Genomic DNA, 21,597 nt, shown 5'->3' with positions numbered 1-21,597 from the left:
CGTCGGCGTGGGGAAACGGGTTTGCTCATCGCATCGAACTCCGTGGTCACTGCAGGATCGCGGTGGTGTACGCCGGCAGCTGCAGGCGCTCGTGCTGCACCGTGGCGCCGGGCCCGCTGCGCAGCCGCACGCGGTGGAACGGCTGGCCATCCAGCGCCAGTGACTGCGGCTGGCCGGACAGGTTGTGCACTACCAGCATGCGGCCATGTGCGTCGTCGAGTTGCCAGGCGGCGATGTGCGGGTTGTCGCTGATCCATGGCCGGATCGCGCCGTCGCGCAGGGCCGGCAGCTCGCTGCGCCAGTGGATCAGCATGCTGTAGTAGTGCAGCAGCGAATCCGCATCGGCCTGCTGCGCCTCGACCGACACCTGCGGGCCGTCGTGCGCGGTGAAGCTTTTCCAGGTGGTTTCGCCCGGCGCGTCCGGCACGCGGTTCCAGCGCATCGGTTCGCGCAGGTCGGGGTCCGGTTTCCTGCCGCGCATGCCCAGCTCCTCGCCGTAGTAGACGAACGGCTGGCCGGGCAGGGTGAGCAGCATCGCGGCGGCCATGCGCATGTGCTGCGGGTTGCCGCCCAGCTGGCTCATCACGCGTTCCTGGTCGTGGTTGGACAGAAACGGTGCGTCCACGCCGGACCTGCCGGCGACCTGGCGGTAGGCGGCGTCGGTGTGCGCGAGCAATGCGCCGAGGTCGCCGGCGCGCTCGCTGCGCGCGCTGTCGATCAACTGCACCGCCAGCGGGAAATCGAACACCGCGCTGAGCGGCTTGAAGTACGGCGCCAGCTCGTCGGCGGAGTCGCGGGTCACCTCGCCGACGACGTAGGCCGCCGGGTTGACCTGGTCCAGGCCACGGCGGAACTCGGACCACCAGGCGAGGTTCTTCTGCAGCGTGAGCGGGTTGTGGATGTCCGCCTTGAAGTCGTAGTAGATGTGCTGCGCGGCATCGAGACGGAAGCCGTCCACGCCTTTCTTCAGCCAGTACTGGCCGAGCTTGACCATCTCCCGGCGCACTGCCGGCGTGTCGTAGTCGAGGTCGGGCATTTCGCGGGAGAAGTCGCCCAGGTAATGCGCCTTGCCGAGCGCATGCCAGGCCTGTGCGCCGGCGGCGTCCTCGGCGTGCAGGTCGGTGTGCGGGCCGGCCCAGCTGTACCAGTCGTGATGAGGGTCGGCGGGATCGCGCGCTGCCTTGAACCACGGGTGCTGGTTGCTGGTGTGGTTGATCACCAGGTCGATGATCACCTTGATGCTACGCTTGTGCGCCTCGCGCAGCAGGCGCTCGAAGTCGGCCATGCTGCCGTACTGCGGGTTGATCGCGTAGTAGTCGGTGATGTCGTAGCCGTGATAGGTCGGCGAGGGGTTGATCGGCATCAGCCAGATGCCGCTGACGCCAAGCGACTTCAGGTAGTCGAGCTTGGCGGTGACGCCGTTCAGGTCGCCGATGCCGTCGCCGTTGGTGTCGACCCAGCTGCGCACGAAGATCTCGTACCACACGCCGGAGGGCGCCGACGCAGCCGGCGCGGCGGGCGCGGCCAGCGCCGGGGCGAACCCGCCCGACGCGAGTGCGGACAGGGCCAGCAGCATGGATGTCAGGAGTCGACGGATCATGGCGCTGCCGCCGCGGTGCGCTGCGCAACGTCCAAGGCGCCGCCGGCGCGCGCCACGAACTCGTGGTGCAGCGGCAGCGTGTTCTTCGCGCGGCCGATCAGGGTGCGGATGTCGGCGAGGAAACCGTCCAGTTGCGTGTCGGTCAGTGCGTCGGCCAGCGGGTGGTGGCGCTCCGGCACGATGCGCTGGCCCAGCAGCACCTGCACCCAGCCGGTCTCGGCGAACAGCTCCTCGCCTTCGCGGAAGACCATGCCGGTGCGGCGGAACAGCTCGATCCGGCGCGCCAGCGAGGGCGGAATCTCCATCGCACCGCACTGCTGCCAGAACGGCGTGTCGGTGCGCTCGGTGGCCTTGTAGTGCAGGATCAGGAAGTCACGCACGTGTTCGTACTCGAAGCGCGTCTGGCGGTTGTATTCGTCCGCCAGCGCGCTGTCGCAGCGGCGGTCGGGGAACATCGCCAGCAGGCGGCTGACGCCGGACTGCACCAGGTGGATGCTGGTCGATTCCAGCGGCTCCATGAAACCGGCGGCCAGGCCCAGCGCGAGGCAGTTGCGGTTCCACGCGAGCCGGCGCATGCCGGTGACGAAACGCAGCGGGCGCGGATCCCCCAAGGGCTCGGTCTCCAGGTTCGCCACGAGTTGCGCGGCGGCCTCGTCGTCGCTGATGAAGCGGCTGCAGTACACGTGGCCGTTGCCGGTGCGATGGCGCAGCGGGATGCGCCACTGCCAGCCGGCGGTGCGCGCGCTGGCCTGGGTGTACGGGCGCATCGGGCCGCCCGGCGCGCTGCCCACCGCCAGCGCACGGTCGCAGGGCAGCCAGTGCTGCCAGTTCTCGTAGCCGGTGTGCAGCGCACCCTCGATCAAGAGGCCGCGGAAGCCGGAGCAGTCGATGAAGAAGTCGCCGTCGACGCGTTCGCCGTGCTCCAGTTGCAGCGATTCGATGAAGCCGTCGCCTTCGCGCAGGCGCACCTCCACCACCTTGCCCTCGATGCGCTGCACCGCGCCCGGCGCGATGCGCTCGCGCAGGTATTGCGCGTAGCGCGAGGCGTCGAAGTGGTAGGCGTAGCGCAGACCGCCGAGCGGGCTGTCGGGAATCTTCTCCAGCGGCGCGAAGCGGTTTTCCGCGGCGGCTGCGGCGTTGAGCGAATACGCCCACAGGTCCGGCGCGTCCGCGGCGCCGCCGCGCGCTTGCACGGCGCGCAACCAGTAATGGTGGAACGGGGTCAGCCCCAGTGGCAGGCCGAGGTCGCCGAAGGCGTGCAGGTAGGAATCGCCGGGGCGGGTGAAGCCGTTGAGCTGCACGCCCAGTTTGTAGGTGCCGTGGGCGAAGCGCAGCATCTCGTCCTCGTCGATGCCGAGGAAGCGGTTGATGTGGCGGATCTGCGGAATGGTGGCCTCGCCCACGCCGACGGTGCCGATCTCGGCCGATTCGACCAGCCGGATCTGCACCTGCGAGCCGAGCGCCTGCGTCAGCAGCGCCGCCGCCAGCCAGCCGGTGGTGCCGCCGCCGACGATCACGATGCGGCGGATGCGGGGATCGTTCATGTCATGGCTCCTCGGCATCCGGTGTGCGCGGCGCGACGCCGTCGCGGGTCATGAAAAAAAAGCCCCGCCGGACAACACACAGCGGGGCACCTTGGGGAGGTAAGGTCGATACGACTTACTGGAACTTGTACGAGGCGCCCAGCGAATAGGTGCGGCCGTAGCGTTCCCAGGTCTGCACTTGGCGCGGGTCGTTGTTCTGGAACGTGGTGAAGATCTTGTTCGACAGGTTGGAGCCCTGCGCGATCAAGGTCAGGCCCTTCAGGCTGCCGCTGTCGAACGTGTAGCTCACCTGCGCGTCGTAGCTGCTGCCGCCCCTCAAGGTCTGCTCGACACGCGTGGCGCTGATGCCCGACACCTCGCCCAGGAAGTTGGAGCGGTAGTTGTCGCTGATACGCGCCTCGAATCCGTTGTGCTGGTAGTACAGCGTGGCGTTGGCGACCCACTTCGACAGGCCCGGCACGGTGATCGGCGTCGGATTGCCGGGGTAGACCAGCGAGCTCTTGGTGCGGTTGCCGGTGAGGATCACGCCGAAGCCGTCCAGCGGTTGCGCGATCAGGTTGAACGGCAGGTTCAGGGTGCCCTGAAGACCCTTCACGTAGCCGCGGCCATCGTTGGTCGGCCCGGTGACGATGCCGTAGGGGGTACCCAGCAGGGGCAACTGCTGCGCGGACAGCTTGAACGGCAGGAAGGGGCTGAAGTCGTACAGGAAGGACGCGTTCGGGTTGATGTAGTCGTGCAGGCCGATGAAGTAGCCCGACACCGAGAAGTAGCCACCGCCGCCGCTGCGGCACAGGTCGGAATTCTTCTGGTCGGCGGAGTTGCACTGGTAGCTGTTGCCGCCACTGAAGTAGTGCTCGTAGCTGACATTGAAGTTGTCGGCCATGGTTGGCCGCAGCTTCGGGTTGCCGCCCTTGGCGCTGAAGTAGGCCTGGTTCGGGTCGGTGCTTTGCAGGTGCGAGTTGTCGCCGCTAACCCCAAGACCGGCGTTCATCTGGTCCATGCGCGGGCGGGCCAGGGTGCGGGCGGCGCTGACGCGCAGGTCATCGTTGTCGGTGAATCCGAAGATCAGGTTCGCGCTGGGCAGGTAACGGGTGTAGCTGGTACTGCCGGTTACCGGGATCAGCACGATGTTGTTGCCGGTGGTGGCGCTGTCCGGCGCCACGCGCTCGCCGCTCGCACGCTGCGAGGTGCGCTGCGCCTGGATGCCGAAGTTGCCGCGCAGGCTGACGCCACCCAACTGGGTGTCGATGTTGAATTGCACGTACGGCGTGAAGACGTTCTCATGCGTCTTCCAATCCGGCGGCGTGCCGGTGTTGGAGCCGAATGTCGGCACGTTGGCCAAGCTGCCGTTGCCGATCAGGGCGAACGGGTTGTAGCAAAGCTGCGAGCCGACGCCCATCCACGACAGCGGATCGCAACTGCTGCCACCCTGGATCGCTGCGGTGGTGACGGCACTACCGCCGCTGATGGTGCCGCCGCCCAGGGTCAGGAAGCTCTGGTCGATGTGGTAGGACTTGTTGCGACGGCTGTTGCTCACGCCGAACTCCATGCTGGAGAACGGACCGCTGGCAAAGCTGCGTTCCACCGCGATGCGCACGTTGGCGAGCGAATCGACGGTGCGCGGCGCATTGATGAAGCCGGCCTGCACCACGTCGCTGCCCGCGCCCCAGCCCTGCGGGTCGGTCAGCACCACGCCATTGGTGTAGTCCAGCGATGGGTTGAGGAAGAGCATGCCGTTGCCGAGCTCGTTGAAGCCCACGGTGTCGGTGGCTCCGGTCTTGTTGTAGCCGGTGCCGGAATAGCTTTCGAGATTGACGTCACGACGAGTCGCGCGCGAGTAGTTCGCGTTGGCGTTGATCGTCCAGTTCTCGTTGATGGTGAACTTGTTTTCCCAGTTGAAGTTGGTGACCCCGGCGCTGGTGCTGTTGTAGTCGTTGCGGATCACCGGCGTCACGTTGGCGTAGGTGCCGCTCTGCACGAAGCCGCCGCCACTGACGTGGGGATCCGGTATCACCACGCCGCCGGGCTGCAGCTGCGCCGAGCTCCACCACAGCGGAAACTCCATGCCCTTGGCCTGCTGCACTTCCTTGAAGTTGTCGTAGGTCAGGTCGATGGTGCCGGTGTAGTGCTCGTTCGGCTGCCACTGCACGGTGGCCAGTGCGCCGTTGCGCTTCATCGAATCGGTGATGCCGAAGTTCTTCGAGCCGCCGATCACCGCGTCGCCGTTGCTATCGCTCGGATAGCCCCACGGCCCTTGGTGCTGGATCTGCGTGGGGTTGTTCTCCAGGTCCACGCCCAGGGTCACGCCCACAGTGTGGTCGGCGAACTGGTTCACCCACACGCCGTTCAAGTTGTAGCCCTTGTTGCTCACGCCCTTGCCCGGTGCCAGCTCGGACATGCTGTTCCAGATGTACTTGGCGTTCACCGCCGCCTCGGGGCCGCTCTTCTCCAGCGGGCGGATGGTGTGCATGTCGACCGTGCCGGACAGACCCTGGCCGATCAGGTTGGCGGAGGGCGACAGGTGCACCACCACGTTGTCGAACCAGCTCGACGGGTACTGATCGAACTGCACGTCGCGGTTGTTCGAGGTGGAGACCTGCTGGCCGCCGTTGACCAGCGCGGTAGAGAAGTCGGGGCCCAGGCCGTGGATGGTCAGCACCTGCGGGCGGCCATTCAAGGTCTGCACGGCGAGGCCGGGCAGGCGGCCGAGGGTGTCGGCGATGCTCACGCCGGGGAGCTTGCCGACCTGCTCGGCCGACACCGCCTCGACGATGGTGCTGGCGTTGCGCTTCAGCGCGGTGGAGTTCTCGATGCTGCTGATGAAGCCGTTGACTTCGACTGCCTGCATCTGTGTCTTGTGCTTGTCCTTTTCGTCCTTCTTGGACTGCTCGGCCGAGGTGGTCGGCGCCTGATCCTGCGTGCTCTGCTGCGGGCCAGCCGCGGGCGCGGTGGCGGCATAGGCCGCGCCGCACATGCCAAAGCATACCGATGCAATCGCCATCGCCAGCATGTTGTGTTTCAGAACCATGAAATCCCCTCCCACAAAGGTGTGTCGCCGTCGATCTCAGTTATTGGATTCCCCCGCGCTTCCGTCGGCGACGACCGTCGGCAGGTGCGCTGCCGAGGTTTTCGGCGGCGTGTTTGCATGGTAGGCCGGCAGTTCCGCAGCGAAGCATTTCCTGCATACGTATTCATGGCGGGCGCCGTATAGCGGTTATTGCGTTGCAGCACCGCGCGTCCCGACAGCGGCTCCCGGTGGCGCGAGCCGCGATGCGACTCGACCTTCGCCCGCAGCGTATGCGCCGCGGCCGATCGCCCCGCAGGCGCGGCATGCGGCAACTGCAGCACGAATGAATACGTATGCACACCCGTGCTGATCGCAACAGGGCTGAGGCTAAGCTGATCGCCATTCCATGACGGGTGCGCAAATGTGCCCGCCTCATCGCGGGGACACGTCCTAATGAGTGATGCACCCTGGTGGCGCGGAGCCGTCACCTACCAGATCTATCCGCGCAGTTTTCTCGACACGGACTGCGACGGCGTGGGCGATCTGCCGGGCATCATCGAGCGGCTCGACTACGTGACCGGCCTTGGCGTGGACGCGATCTGGATCGCGCCGTTTTTCAAGTCGCCGATGGCCGACTTCGGCTACGACATCGCCGACTACCGCGACGTCGATCCGTTGTTCGGCACGCTGGCGGATTTCGACGCGCTGCTGGCGAAGGCGCACGCGCTGGGGCTGAAGGTGATGATCGACCAGGTACTCAGCCACACCTCGGCCGAGCACGCGTGGTTCCGCGAAAGCCGGCAGAGCCGCGACAACCCGCGCGCCGACTGGTACGTGTGGGCCGAGGCGAAGGACGACGGCAGCGCGCCGAACAACTGGCTGTCGCTGTTCGGCGGCAGCGCCTGGCAGTGGGAGCCGCGCCGCGGCCAGTACTACCTGCACAACTTCCTGACCTCGCAGCCGGACCTGAATTTCCACCATCCCGACGTGCGCGCGGCCATTCTCGACAGCGTGCGCTTCTGGCTGGACAAGGGCGTGGACGGCTTCCGCCTGGACGCGATCAACTTCTGTTTCCACGACGCCCAACTGCGCGACAACCCGCCCAAGCCGAAGGAGAAGCGCACCGGCCGCGGCTTCAGCCCGGACAACCCGTACGCGTTCCAGTACCACTACTACAACAACACGCGGCCGGAGAACCTGGCCTTCCTCGGCGAGCTGCGCGCGCTGATGGACTGCTACCCGGGCGCAGCCACGCTGGGCGAGATCTCCTCTGAGGATTCGCTGGCGACGATGGCCGAGTACACCCGCCCCGGGCGGCTGCACATGGGCTACAGCTTCGAGCTGCTCACCGACGACTTCAGCGCCGCGCACATCCGCGGCACGGTGCAGGCGCTGGAAGCGCAGATGACCGACGGCTGGCCGTGCTGGGCGATCTCCAATCACGACGTCGAGCGCGTGCTGACCCGCTGGGGCGGCGGCCAGCCATCCAGGCAACTGGCCAACCTGCTCACCGCGATGCTGTGTTCCCTGCGCGGCTCGGTGTGTGTCTATCAGGGCGAGGAACTGGGGCTGACCGAAGCGGAGCTGCCGTACGAGGCGCTGCAGGACCCCTACGGCATCGCGTTCTGGCCGCAGTTCAAGGGCCGCGACGGTTGCCGCACGCCGATGCCGTGGCACGACGCCGATGCGCAGGCCGGCTTCAGCCGCGGCACGCCGTGGCTGCCGGTGCCGCCGGAGCACCGCGCGCTGGCGGTGAACCGGCAGGAAGCCGACGCGCATTCGGTACTGCACGGCTTCCGCACCTTCATGCACTGGCGCAAGTCGCAGCCGGCGCTGCGCTGGGGCGACATCGCCTTCATCGACACCGCCGAGCCGGTGCTGGCGTTCACCCGCCGCCTGGACGGGCAGGCCGTGCTGGTGGTGTTCAACCTGGATGGCTCCGCCGTCGACGTCGACTTGCCCGCCGCATCCGGCGAGCTGCAACCGCTGGATGGCCATGGCCTGGCGAGCGGCTGTCTCGACGGCGGCCGGTTGCGATTGCCCGGCCACGGCGCGTGGTTCGCCCGCGTGGCGTAATGGCGCCGCGCCGCCGCCCGCTCGTGTCGTGGTGGCTGCTTGGCGTGCTGCTGCTTGCCGGCTGCGCGCCCGCCCTCGCGGCGGATGCCGTTGCCGGCGACGAGCCGGTGCAACTGCAGTTCGATGCACCCGCGTTCGCGCCGCAGCGAATCAAGGTGGCCGTCTATCTGCCACCCGGCTACGCACGGGCATCCGGCCGCCGCTACCCGGTGCTGTACGCGAACGACGGCCAGGACATGACGGCGGTCGGCCTGCAGCCGACCCTGGCGCAGCTGTATCGGGACCAGGCGATCGAGCCGCTGATCGTGGTGGCGATCCGCATGCTCGACGACCGCGCCAGCGGCTACGGCCTGTCCGACCGTGCCGCGGCGCGCAGCCTGGTCGGCGGTTCGCGGATCGGCCCGATCGGTATGCGCGCGCAGGACTATTCCGCATGGGTCGCCACCGCGCTGGTGCCGTATGTGGACACGCACTACCGCACGCGCCGGTCCGCGCGCGGGCGCACGATGCTGGGCTGGTCGCTCGGCGCGTTGAACGCGTTCAACCTCGGCTGGCAGTACCCGGAGGTATTCGGTCAGGTCGGCGCGTTTTCGCCCTCGTTCTGGCTGGCTGCGGACCGCAGCAGCGCCACTGCGATCCAGCACACGCGGCTGGCACAGGCGATGGTCGATCATGGGCCCGGGCGCGCGGGCCTGAAATTCTGGTTCGCGGCGGGTACGACGGAGGAAACCGCGGACCGCGACGGCGACGGCATCAACGATACGGTCGACGACGTGCAGGACCTGCTCGAAGGCTATCGCGGCGCCGACGGCTTTCGCGCACGTGGCCTGAAGCAGCTCGGCTATTCGATCAACCTGGACTACGCGGGACATCCGTCGCGCAGGGCAGATGCCTCGCTGTTCCTGTTGCCTGGCGGCCAGCACAACCAGGCGTCATGGAAGCGGATGCTGCCGCCGTTCCTGCGCTGGGCCTACGCCCGGCCCCGGCAAAAACCGTTGTAGGAGCCCGCTGGCGGGCGATGCTCTTGCTCTGAATCTCCGGAGCAGAAGCATCGCCCGCTAGCGGGCTCCTACATGCAGATGACAGACCGCGAACCTATTTCCGCTCGGCGGCGCTGGCGTCGCGGATGCCGCGGAACTCGGAGTCCTTGCTCCAGTCCGGCCACTGGCCGGAATTCGCCAGCTGGCTGCCCACGGCGTAGAGCAGCTGCAGGTCGCGCGCCATGCCGGTGAACGACCAGCTGGCCTGCCATTCGTCGGACGGCTGGTGGTAGTGCTTGGCGACGTATTCGTCCTCGGCCGCCTTGCCGGCCTTCAGGCCGCCGTTGACCCAGTCGTTGCCGGAGCCGAACGAGATCGCCGGCACGCCGCGCTTGGCGAACGAGAAATGATCGGAGCGGAAGAAGTGGCCGGCCTCCGGCTTCGGGTCGGCGGTGTAGCTCATGCCGTACTGCTTCGCGTCGGCGATCAGGTCGTCCAGCAGGCCCAGCTTGGCGCTGCCGGAAATGGTGAAGTTGCGCGCGGGGCCGTGCGGGTCGAGCGCGTCCATGTTGAGCACGCCGGCGGTGGTGGCCAGCGGGTACAGCGGGTTGGCGGCGTAGTACTCGGAGCCGAGCAGGCCCTTCTCCTCGGCGGTGACGTTGAGGAACACCACCGAGCGCTCGGGCCGCGGTGCGTGTGCAAATGCGCGGGCCAGCTCGATCAGCGCCGCGGTGCCGGTGGCGTTGTCGACCGCGCCGTTGTAGATGCGGTCGCCCTTCGCGTCGGGCTGGCCGACGCCGAGGTGATCCCAGTGCGCGCTGTAGATCACCGTCTGCTCCGGGTGCTTGCTGCCCTCGATGCGGCCGACGATGTTGTGCGAGGTGATCACGCTCTTGTCGACCTTGAAGCTGGCCGACAGGCTCTCGCCCTTCAGCGTCACCGGCTTGAACGCCCGCGTCTGCGCCTGCTTCTTCAGCGCGTCGAAGTCCAGCCCGGCGTGCTTGAACATCGCAACCGCGAGGTCGCGCTGGATCCACGCCTCCAGCTGCGGATGCACGGCCGAGGGCTGGTCGCGCACGATATCGAACATCGTGTTGGTGTTGGAGTTCTTCACCGTGGCCCAGCCATACGAGGCCGGCGCGGTTTCGTGCACGATCAGCAGGCCCAGCGCACCCTGCCGCGCGGCTTCCTCGTACTTGTAGGTCCAGCGGCCGTAGTAGGTCATCGCCTTGCCGCCGAAGTCGCCGTGCCCGGTCTCGAAGTCGGGGTCGTTGACCAGCACCACGGCGATCTTGCCGTGCAGGTCGACGCCCTTGAAGTCGTCCCAATGGCGCTCCGGCGCCTTGACGCCGTAGCCGACGAACACCAGCGGGGCGTTCTCGATCGCCACCGCGGTCGAGCCGTCCATCGGTGCGCGCACGGCGATCTGCCCGCCCTGGCTCAGGGCTTCGTGTTTGTCGCCGAGGGCGAGCGTGAGCTTCGGCGTGCCGATGATCTGGCTGCGTCGCAGCGGCACCGCCTGGGTCCAGCCGCGCTTGCCGTCCTTGAGGTCGCCGCCGGGCTGCAGCCCGGCGGCCTTCATCTGCGCCACCACGTAGTCGATCGTCTTCGTCTCGGCCGGCGTGGCCGGACCGCGGCCTTCGAACGCGTCCGAGGACAGCGTCTTCACTTCGGCGGAAAGGCGTTCGGTGCTGAAGGCCGGGACGTCGGCGGCCTGCGCAGCAGAGCACGCGGCGATGATCAGGGCGGAGAGGAGCAATCGCTTCACGGGCAGTCACCGGTCGGGGAAGAGGTTCCCCGATGGTAGTGAGCATCCGCCGACAGGTCTATCCGGTGCCGGGCGACATGTTCCTAGTACGTACCGATCACCTTGCCGCTGGTGGGGTCGATCTTCAGCTTGACGTGGTTGCCGGCGGGGTTTCTGGCCTTGGCCGTCCACATGCCGTCCTCGAAGTCCACGTCGTGCACGTGCGTGTAGCCCTGGGTTTCCAGCGCCGCGCGCACGTCCTGCTTGCTCAGCCGCGACACCTGTTCATCCGGATACACCTGGCCGGTGCCGGCGTCGATGCGCAGGTCCACCCGGCTGCCGTTTGCGCTCCTGGCCTCGGCGTACCACATGCCGTCCCTGAACTTCAGGTCGTGCACCTTGGTGTAGCCCTGCGCGGTGAGCTGGCTTTGCACCTGCGGTTCGGTCATCGCCTGCTGCGCCGCCGCAGCGGTGGGGAGTACCAGTACCGGCGTTGCCAGCGCCAGGGCGAGGGTCAGTGGGGCGAGCTTGTGGGTCATGGCGGGGCACCTCGTTGCTTGCGGGAAACCCGAGTCTCGGGTCGACCCGCTCAACCGGCAGTGAATGCGGCCTGCCGGCGGCAGCGCGCGTTCAGGCAGGTGATGCTGGCGTCAAGCTTTTCCCGGGCGCGCCGATATCTTGTGCTCGTGCCCGGCAGCCACCAGTTGGCTATAGTGCCGGCTGGACAGGGGGGACGAGGTTTCGATGAGCGAGCGATCTTCAGGACCGCAGGGCACCCGGTTTTTTTCCACCGAGGCGTTGCGGCGGTACGCCAGCGACGCCGAAAGCGCGACGGAGCGCCCGATCAGTGTGCGCGAGCCGGTGCTGGAAGGCAGCAGCCTCGGCATCGAAGGCCATCGATTTGCCTTGGGGCCGGGCCGGCAGGCGATCGGCCGCCGCGCCGACAACGAGATCGTGATCGACGACCTCAGCGTATCCGGCAACCACGCCTGGATCACCAATCAGCGCGGCCGCTGCGTCATCGTGAACACGTTGTCCACCAACGGCACCTTCGTGAACGACCGGCGCATCCACGAGGCGGCCTTGCGCCACGGCGACCACATCCGGCTGGGGCAGGCGGAGTTCGTGTTCCTGACCCGCGAGCACGGCCAACCGGAACCGGCATCGCGGCGCCGGATCGTAGTCGCCGTGCTGCTCGCCGCCGTGGGCGCGCTGGCCGCGCTGGCGTGGTGGTTCTTCGGGTTGCCGTGAGCGAGGACGTCATTCCCCAGCAGGTCGGCCGCTACCGCATCGAGGGTGTCCTCGGCGAAGGCGCGATGGCGGTCGTCTACGCCGGTTTCGACCCGGACATCGAGCGCAAGGTGGCGATCAAGTGCCTGCACCGCGAGATTGCCGCCGATCCCGTCTACCGGCGCCGCTTCCTGGTCGAGGCGCGTGCGGCCGGCCACCTGACCCATCCGCACATCGTCACCATCTTCGACGTCGGCGAGACCGACGACGGCCGTTCGTACATCGCGATGGAGCGGCTTTCGGGCGAGACGCTCGCCAGCGCGGTCACCCGCGAAGGCTTTCCGTCGCTGCCGGTGATCATCGACCTGGTGGGTCAGCTCGCCGCGGCGCTCGACTATGCGCATGCGCGCGGCGTGCTGCACCACGACGTCAAGCCCGAGAACATCATGCTGGCCGACGGCTGGAGCTACGCCAAGATCAGCGACTTCGGCATCGCCGAGCGCCGCGGCGTGCTGCGCGATGCCGGCGGGGTATCCGCGGAAGTCGGCGGCACCCCGGCCTACATGGCGCTGGAGCGCCTGCGCGGCGAGCGCACCGACGCGCGCAGCGACCTGTTCTCGCTGGGCGTGGTGCTGTACTGGCTGCTCACCGGCAAGCTGCCGTGGCCGGACATCGGCAACCCGCAGCAACTGGTCAGGAAGCGCCTGCGTTCGCCGCGCCCGCCGATCCGCCCGCGCGACCCGGCCACGCCGTCGATCCTGGTCAGCATCGTGCGCACCCTGCTGGCGCCCGCGGCGGAGTCGCGCTACCAGCGCGGCGCCGAGGTCATCGAGGACCTGCGCCTGGCCGCGCGCGAGTACGAGCGCGAGCGGGAAGACCCGCTGGCGACCCGCATCATTTCCCTGCGCCTGCGCTGGGCCAGCAGCCTGGGCGCGATCCTGAGCCTGGTGCTGGTGCTGGGGCTGGCCGCGATCTACGCCAAGCAGAGCGCCGCAGTGACCGGCGTGGCGCTGGATTTCGGCAGCTCGATGGGGCGCATGATCGCCAGCGAGTCGGCCGAGAACCTGCTGCTCGGCGACCAGGCCGCCACCCGCGCGCTGGTCACCGACGTTTCGCGCAACCGGCAGATCCGCTACCTGGCGATCGCCGACCGCGACGGCGGCGTCATCGCCAGCACGCAGCCGCAGGAGGTCGGCCAGCGGCTGTCCGCGCCGGATGGGGAAAAGTACCTGCCGCGATCGGGCGACATCCAGAGCTACCTCAGCCGCACCGCGGGCGGGCGCGAGCAGGGCGGCATGCTGTTGTTCGACGTGCCGATCCATTACCAGGCCAAGACGGTGGGCGACCTGCGCCTGGGCATCAGCAATGCGGCGCTGCGTGCGGCACAGCGCACCACGTTGTGGGTGATCGCCGTGGTGCTGGTGCTGACCCTGGCGGCCGTGGTCGGCGCGGCCTACTGGCTGTTCCGTCGCCCGCTCAACACGCTGGACCTGCTGGGCGACGCGTTGCTGAAGGTGGCGCGCGGCGACTTTCGCCATCGCATCCGGCTGGCCCGCCGCGACGAGCTGGGCCGCCTGTTCGCCGCCTTCAACCTGATGAACGGCGCGCTGCAGGCCCGCCAGCACCGGTCCGGAATGGCCGCGCCGGCTGCCGTCGAGGACGTCACGCGACCGACGCGGATCATGTCGGCGGCCAGCGAAGAGGGCGCCGGCGAGTCCTGAAGCTGCGGCTCAGTATTGCTTGAGCCGCTGCTTGAGTTCGCGCGCGCGGGTGCGGTAGACGATCGCCGGCTCGTAGTCCGGCGCGATCGCCAGGATCCGGTCCCACAGCGCGATGGCCTGGTCCAGCTGCTGGTCGCGGTACAGCACGATCGCGCGCTCGTGGTACGAGTCCAGCAGTTGCTTGCGCAGCGCCGCCGCGCCGGTCCCGGCCGGCTTCAGGCCGGGGTCGAGGGTCAACGCCTGGTCGAGGCGGGCCAGCGCCTGCTGCCGATGGCCCTGGCCGAGCAGGGACACGCTCTCCTCCTGCAGTCGGCGCGCCGCCGTTGCCGGCGATTCGCTGGCCCGCACGATCGCCGTCGGCAGCACGGCGTCCGCCGGCACCGCGGCCGCGGCATCGGCAGACAGCGGCATGTGCAGCGTCTCGCCGACGCGCAGCCGCGAAGGGTCGGTCGAGCCGTTGTAGCGGGCCAGGATCAGGAACTGGTTCGCGTCGCCGAGATAACGCTCGGCCAGGGTGCTGTAGGAGTCGCCCGGCTGCACCACGTGTGCGCGCCAGCGCTCGCCCAGCAGTTGCCGCGGATCGGCGGTGAGCTGGCGCAGCATGGCGCGCGCCGCACGGTCGCCCGGATGCTGTTCCAGGTAGTGCCGCAGGGCCTTTTCGCCTTCGGCGTAGTGTCCGGACTGAAGCTGGTTGCCGATCGCGGCCAGTGACCGCCCGCCGGACGCACTGGCCGCCGTTGACGCCGCCGTCGCCGTCGGCGGGGACGATGGCGTGGTCACCACCGAGGAATGCGCGCCGCGCAGCGAGCTGCAGCCGCCCGCGCCCAGCGTGGCCAGCATCGTCACCATCAGCGCCAGCTTTCGCCATCGGCCGGTGGTGTCAGACGGCAGGGCGTGGGCGTCGATCGGTGTGTTCATCGTGTGGAGCTTCGCTCTGGCGGCATTCATCTAGGCCTTCCGTGTGCGCCGGGGCTTCGCCTGCGCCGCCGCGATCAGTTGCTGCAGGTAGGTGATGCCTTCCTCTTCCGGGAAGAACGCCACCACGTCGGCCACGCTCAATTCATGCCGTCGGCGCAACGCGAGGAATTCCTCGCGCGCCCGCGCCAACCGCTGCGCCGCCACGGCCTTCTTGCCGAGCGGCTTGGCCGGCGGCGGTTCGGCCTGGCGTTCGAGCCTGGTCAGTTCTTCCTGGAACTGGCGGAAATCGTATTTCTGGGTGGTCATGAAGTAGAGGGTATCGGTGGTTGGTCCGATTTTCGCACGTCAGGCCATGCCGCGCAGTCGTGCCGTCCTTCGCCTTGCTCCGGGCCGGCCTTTCGCCGATCGGCGTGTGGGCATGACGGACCCGAGCGCTGATTGGAATGATTGTGGCGCCCGCAGCCCGCCACTCGTCATGCCGACGCCCCGGCTTGCAGTGCGCAAACCAGCCTTCAGCGTTTTCACGGGAAGGTCACTTGTGCAAAGCCTAAGATTGTGACTCACGTCGCAGTTTTGTCGACGGAAGGACTGGCCGCTGCGGGGATGCAGGGGAGGCTCAAGCATGTACGGATTATTCCGATTTCGTGCACTGCACTGGCAATTGTTGCTGGTCTCGGTCGAGTTTGTACTGTTGCTGGCGAGTGTCTATGCCGCGGTGGTGCTGCGTTACCTGGGCGATGCCGGCGCCCAGGATGCATTCAGGCAAGCGTTGCACTGGCGGGGGCTGCTGGTGGCGGCGATGCTGATTGTCTCGATGACGGCGCTGGGGCTGTACCAGATCCATCTGCGGGCGGGCTGGCTCGGGCGGCTCAGTCGGCAAGGCGTTGCCTTCTTGCTGGGCGGTATTGCGCTTACCGTGGTGTACTACATGGCTCCTCCGGCCTATCTGGGTCGCGGGGTTCTGGGCATCACGCTGGTAGTGGGCTACGTCGTTGTGGCGTTGTGGCGGGCGGCATTCCTGGAGTTCGTGGACGCCGACCTGTTCAAGCGCCGGGTGGTGATGTTCGGTGCCGGCGAGTGCGCCGTCGAGGTGAGCCACAAGATGCGTCGCAGGACCGATCAGCGCGGGTTCAAGGTCCTGGGTTACGTGCCGGTCGGTACCGATCCGGTGTCCATTTCCGCGCCTTTGCTGCTGCATCCCGACGGCGCCCTGTACGAATGGGCGGCCCGCTTTGGCGTGGACGAAATCGTGGTGGGGCCGGACGATCGCCGCGGCACCTTGCCGGTGGACGCGTTGTTGGAATGCAAGCAGCGCGGCGTGGCAGTGACCGAGCTCACCGAGTTTTTCGAGCGCGAGGCCGGCAGGATCAAGATGGATCTCACCAACCCCTCGTGGCTGGTCTTTTCGGATGGCTTCAACAGCTCGCCGGTGCGGCGCACGATCAAGCGGGCTTTCGACGTGGTCGTCGCCGCGCTGGTCTTGCTGGTGGCGTGGCCATTGATGCTGTTGACGGCCCTGGCCATCCGGCTGGAGTCAGGTCGCGGCGTGCCGATCCTGTACCACCAGGAACGAGTAGGCGAAAACGGCGAGCTGTTTTCGCTGATCAAGTTCCGCAGCATGTGCATCGACGCCGAGCGCGACGGGGTGGCCCGCTGGGCCAGCAAGAACGACGGCCGGGTGACCCGGGTCGGGCATTTCATCCGCAACGCCCGGCTGGACGAGCTGCCGCAGCTCTGGAACGTGCTGCGCGGCGACATGAGCATCATTGGCCCGCGCCCGGAGCGACCGCAGTTCGTGGCCGACTTCAACACGCGCATCTGCTATTACCGCTTGCGCCATTGCGTGAAGCCGGGGCTGACCGGCTGGGCCCAGCTGCGCTACCCGTACGGTTCGTCCCTGGAGGACGCCGAGCAGAAGCTGAATTTCGACCTGTTTTACGTGAAGAACCACAACCTCGTGTTTGATCTGGCCATCCTGGTCCAGACCGTGGAAGTGGTGCTGTTCGGGCGTGGTGCACGCTGACATCGAAGGGAACAGAGGAGAACAAGCGATGAGACCGCTCCCGGGAAACTGCGTCTTCTGGCTGATGATGGCGGCTGCCTTGCTGCTTGGCGGCTGCAGAAGTGCACCGGTCATCGATGGGTCGGCCGCGGCGCCGCCGACGACGACGGAGCACTACATCATCGGTCCGGGCGACTCGCTGGAAATTTTCGTGCGCGACAATCCCAGCCTGAGCACCACGGTGCCGGTGCGCCCTGACGGACGTATCTCCATCCCGCTGGTGCAATCCATCGTGGCCGCCGGCGAAACCCCGGAAAAATTGGCTGGCGACCTGGAAAGCGCGTTGAGCCGCTACGTCCGTTCGCCGCTGGTGACCGTGATCGTCAAGAGTTTCGTCGGCGCCTATAGCCAGCAGGTGCGCGTCGTCGGGCAGGCAGCGATGCCCAAGGCGGTCCCGTACCGCAGCGGCATGACCCTGCTCGACGTGATGATCGAAGTCGGTGGCCTGGCCAAATTCGCCGCTGGCAACGACGCGAAGGTGGCGCGTCGCCTGCCCGACGGCAGCGAGCAGACCATCCCGGTGCGGCTCGGCGACCTGATGAACGGTGCCATCAAGTACAACATGGTCATGCACCCCGGCGACATCCTGATCATTCCGCAGTCATTGCTTTGACGCGCGACGCGCACGAATACATGGCAACCGTCGACGACATCGGGGAAGGCAAGTGATGCAGAAACAATCGATCGATTTGCGTGAGTTGTTTCAGCATGTGCTGCTGGAGGCGCGCACCACCTGGCGCTATCGCTGGCATGCGCTGATCGTCGCGTGGTGCGTGGCGATCGTGGGCGCGATGCTGGTGTTCAGCCTGCCGAACAAGTACGCGGCCAGTGCCCAGGTGTATGCCGACACCGAGGCGTTGACGAATCCGCTGCTGCGCGGGGTGGCGGTGCAGCCCGATGTGCGGGGGCGCCTCCAGATCATTACCCAGACCCTGCTTTCGCGCCCCAATCTCGAGGCCGTGGCGGATAAGACCGGGCTGTCCCTGCGCGCCACCACCCCGGCGGACAAGGACGAGTTGCTGGAGAACCTCGGCGCTGCCGTCACGGTGAAGGGCGCTGGCCCCAAGGACCTCTACAACCTCAGCTATGCCGACCCCAACCCCAAGATGGCGCAGAAGGTGGTCCAGGCGTTCCTGCAGATACTCATGAACGACACGCTGGGCGCGAATACCGTGTCCACCGACACGGCGCAGAATTTCCTGCAGCAGCAGGTCCAGGCTTACAGCAATCGTCTGAACGAGGCGGAGCAGAAACTCGCGGATTTCCAGAAGGCCAATGTCGGCTACATCCCGAACCAGGGCGGCAGCAGCTATTCCACGCGGCTGCAGGCGGCCGAGACCCAGCTGCAGAACCTGCAGGACCAGTACGACACGGCCGTCGCCAGCCGCGCGACCATCCAGCAGCAGATGCGCTCCCTGGCGAGCAGCGGCCCGACTTCGTCGGGAATCGATCCACGCACCCAGGAGATCGACACGCAGATTGCGTCTTACCAGCAACGGCTCAACCAGCTGTTGCTGAGTTATACGGACGAATACCCGGACGTGATTTCCGCCCGGCGCATGATCGCGCAGCTGCAGGAGCGGCGCAAAGCCATGCAGAAGAATGCCCCCGGGACCTCGGTGATGGGCGTGGTCTCGGATAATCCGGTGTACCAGGAAATGCAGAAGTCCATGTATTCCACCCAGGTCAGCATCCAGACGCTGGCCACGCAAGTCGCCTTGCAGAAACGGCAGATTGCCGACCTCAAGGGCAATGTGGACAAGATTTCCGACGTGCAGGCCACCTTGCAGCGGTTGATGCGCAATTACGACGTCACCAAGAAGCAGTACGACCAGCTGGTGGAGCGTCTGAACACGGCCGAGCTGTCCCAGGACGCAACGCAGAGCGGCAACAATCTGAAATTCCGTGTCATCAATCCGCCGGTCGTTCCGCTGCTGCCGGTGAGCCCGAAGCGCGGACTGCTGCTATTGCTGGTGCTCACGCTGGCGCTGGCTATCGGCGGCGCGTTTGCATATCTCCTGCATAAGGTGAATCCGGTGTTCGTGAGCCTCAAGACTTTGCGGGAGTCCGGCGATTATCCCGTGCTCGGTGCGCTCAGCTTGATCGAGTCGCCGTCGCGGCGCCAGGATCAACGCCGCGAAGTGGTCGGGTTTTGCACCGGGGCTGGCCTGCTGGCCGTGGTGTTGGCGCTGGGGTTCGCCTTTGACGGACAGCTTACCCAGCTGGTACAGCACTTCTTCGTGGTGGGGGTCGCATGAGCATCGTTGAGAAGGCGGTCGAGAAGCTCAAGACCCTGCAGCCTGAGCCGCCGGTTCCGCCACTGGTCGACGTGGAGGAGCCAGCGCATCCGGCGTCGACGATCGAGCGTTTGTCCGGCAGGGCGCGGACGGTGGATCAGGCCGCGGAAACCACGCCGCTCTGGCACGTGGATCAAGGCGCGCTCGAGCGCGCCGGTCTGCTCCCGACGGGTGATGAGGCGAACGATCGGCTTGCCGATGAGCTTCGCCGCGTCAAACGGCCATTGATGGACAATGCCATCGGAAAAGGCGCCAAGGTATTGGCGCACGCAGAGCGCATTGTGGTAACCAGCGCGTTGCCTGGAGAAGGCAAGACCTTTACCGCAGTGAACCTGGCCTTGAGTCTGGCGCGCGAGCTGGATTTCGAGGTGTTGCTGGTGGACGGCGACATACCGAAATGCCATATCACCCGCGCCTTGGGACTCGACGGGCAGCCTGGCCTGATGGACGTGCTGGTGGACGAACGGCGCCAGCCCGCCGAGGTCATCGTGCGGACCGATGTGCCGAATCTGCTGGTGGTGCCGGTAGGGAAACGCCATCCGCTGACGGCCGAGTTGTTCAGCAGCCTGCGCATGGAGCAGGTCCTCGAAGAACTTGGCGGCCGCCATCTGCGCCGCCTGGTGGTGTTCGACTCTTCGCCCTTGCTGGCGACCTCGGAATCGCAGGTGCTGGCTTCCCACATGGGCCAGGTTGTCATGGTGGTCGCCGCGAGTCAGACGGGCCAGCATGCGGTCCATTCGGCGCTGCAAAGTTTGAACGGCTCGCCATATGTCGGCCTGATTCTCAACATGAGCTGCCTGCCGGCAAGCGAGAACTACTACTACAGCTACTATGGCCTGTATCCCCGGGGCCGCCTTGCCGGGGAAGCCTAGATGCGTGCGCTGTCGGCGTCGGTCGTCTTGTCGTCGATCGCCCTCGGAGGCTGGCTGACCGGGGCGGCGGCCCAGAGCGCGGATCCGCAGGCGCCGCCCGTGCTGGATTCGGCTGCCGGCGGATTCGCCGACAGTTCCGAGAATCTGCCGCCGGGCGTCATCCCGCAGCCGAGCATCGACTCTCCGGGAGTGGTCATGGGCGTCACGCTCGGTGAGCTGTACACCGACAACCTCATGCTGGCGCCCAGCGGCAAACCGAAACAGAGCAGCTGGATCACCGAGGTCCAGCCGTTCATCAAGTCGGCCTACAGCGGGCCGCGGTTTTCCGGAGTGTTGAACTACGCGCTCACCGGATATCTGTATTCGGGGCAATCGCGCCATAACCAGGTGGCGCAGAACCTCGACGCCCACGGCACGCTCACCCTGCTTCCGCGGCATTTGTTCCTCGACGGCAGTGCGCTGTACGGGCGCGCGGTCATCAACAGCGAATTGCCGGCCGGGTCGGGCACGTTTTTCCTGGACAACAACCGCGCCAATATTGCGCGCGCCACGCTCAGTCCGTACTGGGTCCAGGATCTCGGCAGCGTGGGCACCGCGATGCTGCGTTACAGCTATGGGCGCGTGCTGTACAACACCAGGGGCATTGCCGCGCAAAACAACGATTCGTTGACCGGCGTGTCCGACATCACCAGCAACGCCCTGCAGCTCAGCCTGGTGAGCCCGCAGTACGAAACATGGAGCTGGAACTTCGGCTATTTCGACCAGCGTCTGGAATCCGATGCCGGGCGCAGCTCGCGTTTTTCGATGGCCAGGCTGGGAGCCGCTGTGCCGGTCCATGGCAACGTCAGCTTGATCGCCGACGTCGGCAAGGAAAACAAGTACCTCGCGGATGGCACGGTGGACCGGCTGGGCGCAAGCTTCTGGGACGCCGGCGTCGACTGGTCCAGTACGCTGAATGATTTCAAGGTACTGGTCGGCCACCGGTTCTATGGCCGCAGCTACCAGTTGTCCTGGACGCGTACCGCCGCCTTGCTGACGACGTCCGCAAGTTACGTGGAACGACCCACCGACATCAACCAGCAGTTGCTGGGGCAGGGGTTGGACGCGATCCCGTCGATCGGACTGCCCGGGATTCCCGCACTCAGGGAGCAGCGGGTTTACCTCATGAAGCGCGCCACCGCATCGGCCGCCTACGAGATGCCCATCGGCATGTTGAGGGTGATGCTGTACGACGAGCGGCGCATCTATTTTCTGCTGAACAGCGCCAAGGAAAGAGTGGCGAATGCGCATGTCAGCTGGCTGTTCGATATCGGCGCGTTGACCACCCTGACTCCCACTTATGGCTGGCAGCGTTACCGCTACCAGGACGGGCAAACCAACTACAGCCAGTACGCGCAACTCGAGCTCGTGCATCAACTCGACCCGAAAGACTTCGCCAGCCTGCGGCTGCGCCGCGACTCCCGCCGTGTGCGTGCGGCGGCGTCGGATGTGCGCGGGTACCGCGCCAACGTGATTTTCCTGCAGTTCACCCACCTGTTCTGAG

16 protein-coding genes are annotated in these 21,597 nt (G+C 66.8%); 9 read left to right on the top strand and 7 right to left on the bottom strand.

Annotated elements, in window-relative coordinates; all coding sequences use genetic code 11:
• Window positions 1-46: 46 nt before the first annotated feature.
• From RHOOR92_RS0115760 to RHOOR92_RS0115750, 3 genes are all read right to left on the bottom strand, one after another.
• Entirely contained in the window at window positions 47-1,600 is a 1,554-nt protein-coding gene (locus RHOOR92_RS0115760; protein WP_027490682.1) for an alpha-amylase family glycosyl hydrolase, read from the bottom strand.
• Window positions 1,597-3,144 carry a tryptophan halogenase family protein gene (locus RHOOR92_RS18860; RefSeq protein WP_015448584.1) on the bottom strand — a complete coding sequence of 516 codons (1,548 nt, stop codon included), beginning with the start codon at window positions 3,142-3,144 and terminating at the stop codon, window positions 1,597-1,599. The genes RHOOR92_RS0115760 and RHOOR92_RS18860 overlap by 4 nt, the downstream gene beginning before the upstream one ends.
• A gap of 115 nt (window positions 3,145-3,259) precedes the next feature.
• Complete coding sequence (locus tag RHOOR92_RS0115750; protein WP_015448583.1) at window positions 3,260-6,172, bottom strand: TonB-dependent receptor; 2,913 nt, start codon at window positions 6,170-6,172, stop codon at window positions 3,260-3,262.
• A 432-nt stretch (window positions 6,173-6,604) separates the two neighbouring features.
• On the opposite strand from RHOOR92_RS0115750, the gene RHOOR92_RS0115745 reads away from it, so the two are divergent.
• The gene (locus tag RHOOR92_RS0115745) at window positions 6,605-8,227 is read left to right on the top strand and encodes an alpha-glucosidase family protein (RefSeq protein ID WP_007511509.1); all 1,623 of its coding nucleotides are present in this window, start codon (window positions 6,605-6,607) and stop codon (window positions 8,225-8,227) included.
• Window positions 8,227-9,228 (top strand): alpha/beta hydrolase-fold protein, encoded by a 1,002-nt coding sequence (locus RHOOR92_RS0115740; RefSeq protein ID WP_007511507.1) that lies wholly within the window; start codon window positions 8,227-8,229, stop codon window positions 9,226-9,228. The genes RHOOR92_RS0115745 and RHOOR92_RS0115740 overlap by 1 nt, the downstream gene beginning before the upstream one ends.
• 94 nt (window positions 9,229-9,322) lie before the next feature.
• On the opposite strand, the gene RHOOR92_RS0115735 is transcribed toward RHOOR92_RS0115740, so the two are convergent.
• Both RHOOR92_RS0115735 and RHOOR92_RS0115730 read right to left on the bottom strand, forming a co-directional pair.
• Entirely contained in the window at window positions 9,323-10,975 is a 1,653-nt protein-coding gene (locus tag RHOOR92_RS0115735) for a M28 family metallopeptidase (RefSeq protein WP_015448580.1), read from the bottom strand.
• An 83-nt stretch (window positions 10,976-11,058) separates the two neighbouring features.
• A complete protein-coding gene (locus RHOOR92_RS0115730; RefSeq protein ID WP_007511504.1) occupies window positions 11,059-11,493 on the bottom strand; it encodes a PepSY domain-containing protein in 435 nt (144 codons plus the stop codon).
• Between the two features lie 205 nt (window positions 11,494-11,698).
• On the opposite strand from RHOOR92_RS0115730, the gene RHOOR92_RS0115725 reads away from it, so the two are divergent.
• Both RHOOR92_RS0115725 and RHOOR92_RS0115720 read left to right on the top strand, forming a co-directional pair.
• The gene (locus RHOOR92_RS0115725; protein WP_027490681.1) at window positions 11,699-12,205 is read left to right on the top strand and encodes an FHA domain-containing protein; all 507 of its coding nucleotides are present in this window, start codon (window positions 11,699-11,701) and stop codon (window positions 12,203-12,205) included.
• A complete protein-coding gene (locus tag RHOOR92_RS0115720; protein ID WP_027490680.1) occupies window positions 12,202-13,905 on the top strand; it encodes a protein kinase in 1,704 nt (567 codons plus the stop codon). The genes RHOOR92_RS0115725 and RHOOR92_RS0115720 overlap by 4 nt, the downstream gene beginning before the upstream one ends.
• Before the next feature lie 9 nt (window positions 13,906-13,914).
• On the opposite strand, the gene RHOOR92_RS0115715 is transcribed toward RHOOR92_RS0115720, so the two are convergent.
• Together RHOOR92_RS0115715 and RHOOR92_RS0115710 are read right to left on the bottom strand one after the other, a co-directional pair.
• The gene (locus RHOOR92_RS0115715; protein ID WP_027484993.1) at window positions 13,915-14,853 is read right to left on the bottom strand and encodes a LysM peptidoglycan-binding domain-containing protein; all 939 of its coding nucleotides are present in this window, start codon (window positions 14,851-14,853) and stop codon (window positions 13,915-13,917) included.
• On the bottom strand, window positions 14,854-15,129 hold the full coding sequence (locus tag RHOOR92_RS0115710) for a hypothetical protein (RefSeq protein ID WP_015448576.1): 276 nt from the start codon (window positions 15,127-15,129) through the stop codon (window positions 14,854-14,856).
• 316 nt (window positions 15,130-15,445) lie between these two features.
• Between RHOOR92_RS0115710 and RHOOR92_RS0115705 the strand changes: the two genes are divergently transcribed.
• From RHOOR92_RS0115705 to RHOOR92_RS0115685, 5 genes are read left to right on the top strand one after another with little or no spacing between them, the layout of a single operon-like run.
• On the top strand, window positions 15,446-16,846 hold the full coding sequence (locus RHOOR92_RS0115705; RefSeq protein WP_027484992.1) for a TIGR03013 family XrtA/PEP-CTERM system glycosyltransferase: 1,401 nt from the start codon (window positions 15,446-15,448) through the stop codon (window positions 16,844-16,846).
• Complete coding sequence (locus tag RHOOR92_RS0115700) at window positions 16,836-17,498, top strand: XrtA/PEP-CTERM system exopolysaccharide export protein (protein WP_231378415.1); 663 nt, start codon at window positions 16,836-16,838, stop codon at window positions 17,496-17,498. Before RHOOR92_RS0115705 ends, RHOOR92_RS0115700 begins: the two co-directional genes overlap by 11 nt.
• Window positions 17,499-17,553: 55 nt before the next feature.
• Window positions 17,554-19,143, top strand: coding sequence for an XrtA system polysaccharide chain length determinant (locus RHOOR92_RS0115695; protein ID WP_027484990.1), 1,590 nt, complete (start codon window positions 17,554-17,556; stop codon window positions 19,141-19,143).
• Window positions 19,140-20,054 (top strand): AAA family ATPase, encoded by a 915-nt coding sequence (locus tag RHOOR92_RS0115690; protein ID WP_027484989.1) that lies wholly within the window; start codon window positions 19,140-19,142, stop codon window positions 20,052-20,054. Before RHOOR92_RS0115695 ends, RHOOR92_RS0115690 begins: the two co-directional genes overlap by 4 nt.
• Window positions 20,055-21,596 carry a TIGR03016 family PEP-CTERM system-associated outer membrane protein gene (locus RHOOR92_RS0115685; RefSeq protein WP_015448573.1) on the top strand — a complete coding sequence of 514 codons (1,542 nt, stop codon included), beginning with the start codon at window positions 20,055-20,057 and terminating at the stop codon, window positions 21,594-21,596.
• Window position 21,597: the final 1 nt, after the last annotated feature.

The organism is Rhodanobacter sp. OR92 (assembly GCF_000427545.1).
GTDB classification, from domain to species: Bacteria; Pseudomonadota; Gammaproteobacteria; order Xanthomonadales; family Rhodanobacteraceae; genus Rhodanobacter; species Rhodanobacter denitrificans.
Note: the sequence above shows the minus strand (reverse complement) of the source record. Positions and strands in the feature narration are given on the sequence as shown.

Excerpts from the sequence above, each read along its gene's own strand:
- RHOOR92_RS18860 (WP_015448584.1), bottom strand. The coding sequence starts at position 3,144 with ATGAACGATCCCCGCATCCGCCGCATCGTGATCGTCGGCGGCGGCACC.
- RHOOR92_RS0115690 (WP_027484989.1), top strand. The coding sequence starts at position 19,140 with ATGAGCATCGTTGAGAAGGCGGTCGAGAAGCTCAAGACCCTGCAGCCT.
- RHOOR92_RS0115705 (WP_027484992.1), top strand. The coding sequence starts at position 15,446 with ATGTACGGATTATTCCGATTTCGTGCACTGCACTGGCAATTGTTGCTG.
- RHOOR92_RS0115715 (WP_027484993.1), bottom strand. The coding sequence starts at position 14,853 with ATGAATGCCGCCAGAGCGAAGCTCCACACGATGAACACACCGATCGAC.
- RHOOR92_RS0115750 (WP_015448583.1), bottom strand. The coding sequence starts at position 6,172 with ATGGTTCTGAAACACAACATGCTGGCGATGGCGATTGCATCGGTATGC.
- RHOOR92_RS0115730 (WP_007511504.1), bottom strand. The coding sequence starts at position 11,493 with ATGACCCACAAGCTCGCCCCACTGACCCTCGCCCTGGCGCTGGCAACG.
- RHOOR92_RS0115695 (WP_027484990.1), top strand. The coding sequence starts at position 17,554 with ATGCAGAAACAATCGATCGATTTGCGTGAGTTGTTTCAGCATGTGCTG.
- RHOOR92_RS0115745 (WP_007511509.1), top strand. The coding sequence starts at position 6,605 with ATGAGTGATGCACCCTGGTGGCGCGGAGCCGTCACCTACCAGATCTAT.
- RHOOR92_RS0115740 (WP_007511507.1), top strand. The coding sequence starts at position 8,227 with ATGGCGCCGCGCCGCCGCCCGCTCGTGTCGTGGTGGCTGCTTGGCGTG.
- RHOOR92_RS0115760 (WP_027490682.1), bottom strand. The coding sequence starts at position 1,600 with ATGATCCGTCGACTCCTGACATCCATGCTGCTGGCCCTGTCCGCACTC.
- RHOOR92_RS0115725 (WP_027490681.1), top strand. The coding sequence starts at position 11,699 with ATGAGCGAGCGATCTTCAGGACCGCAGGGCACCCGGTTTTTTTCCACC.
- RHOOR92_RS0115685 (WP_015448573.1), top strand. The coding sequence starts at position 20,055 with ATGCGTGCGCTGTCGGCGTCGGTCGTCTTGTCGTCGATCGCCCTCGGA.
- RHOOR92_RS0115710 (WP_015448576.1), bottom strand. The coding sequence starts at position 15,129 with ATGACCACCCAGAAATACGATTTCCGCCAGTTCCAGGAAGAACTGACC.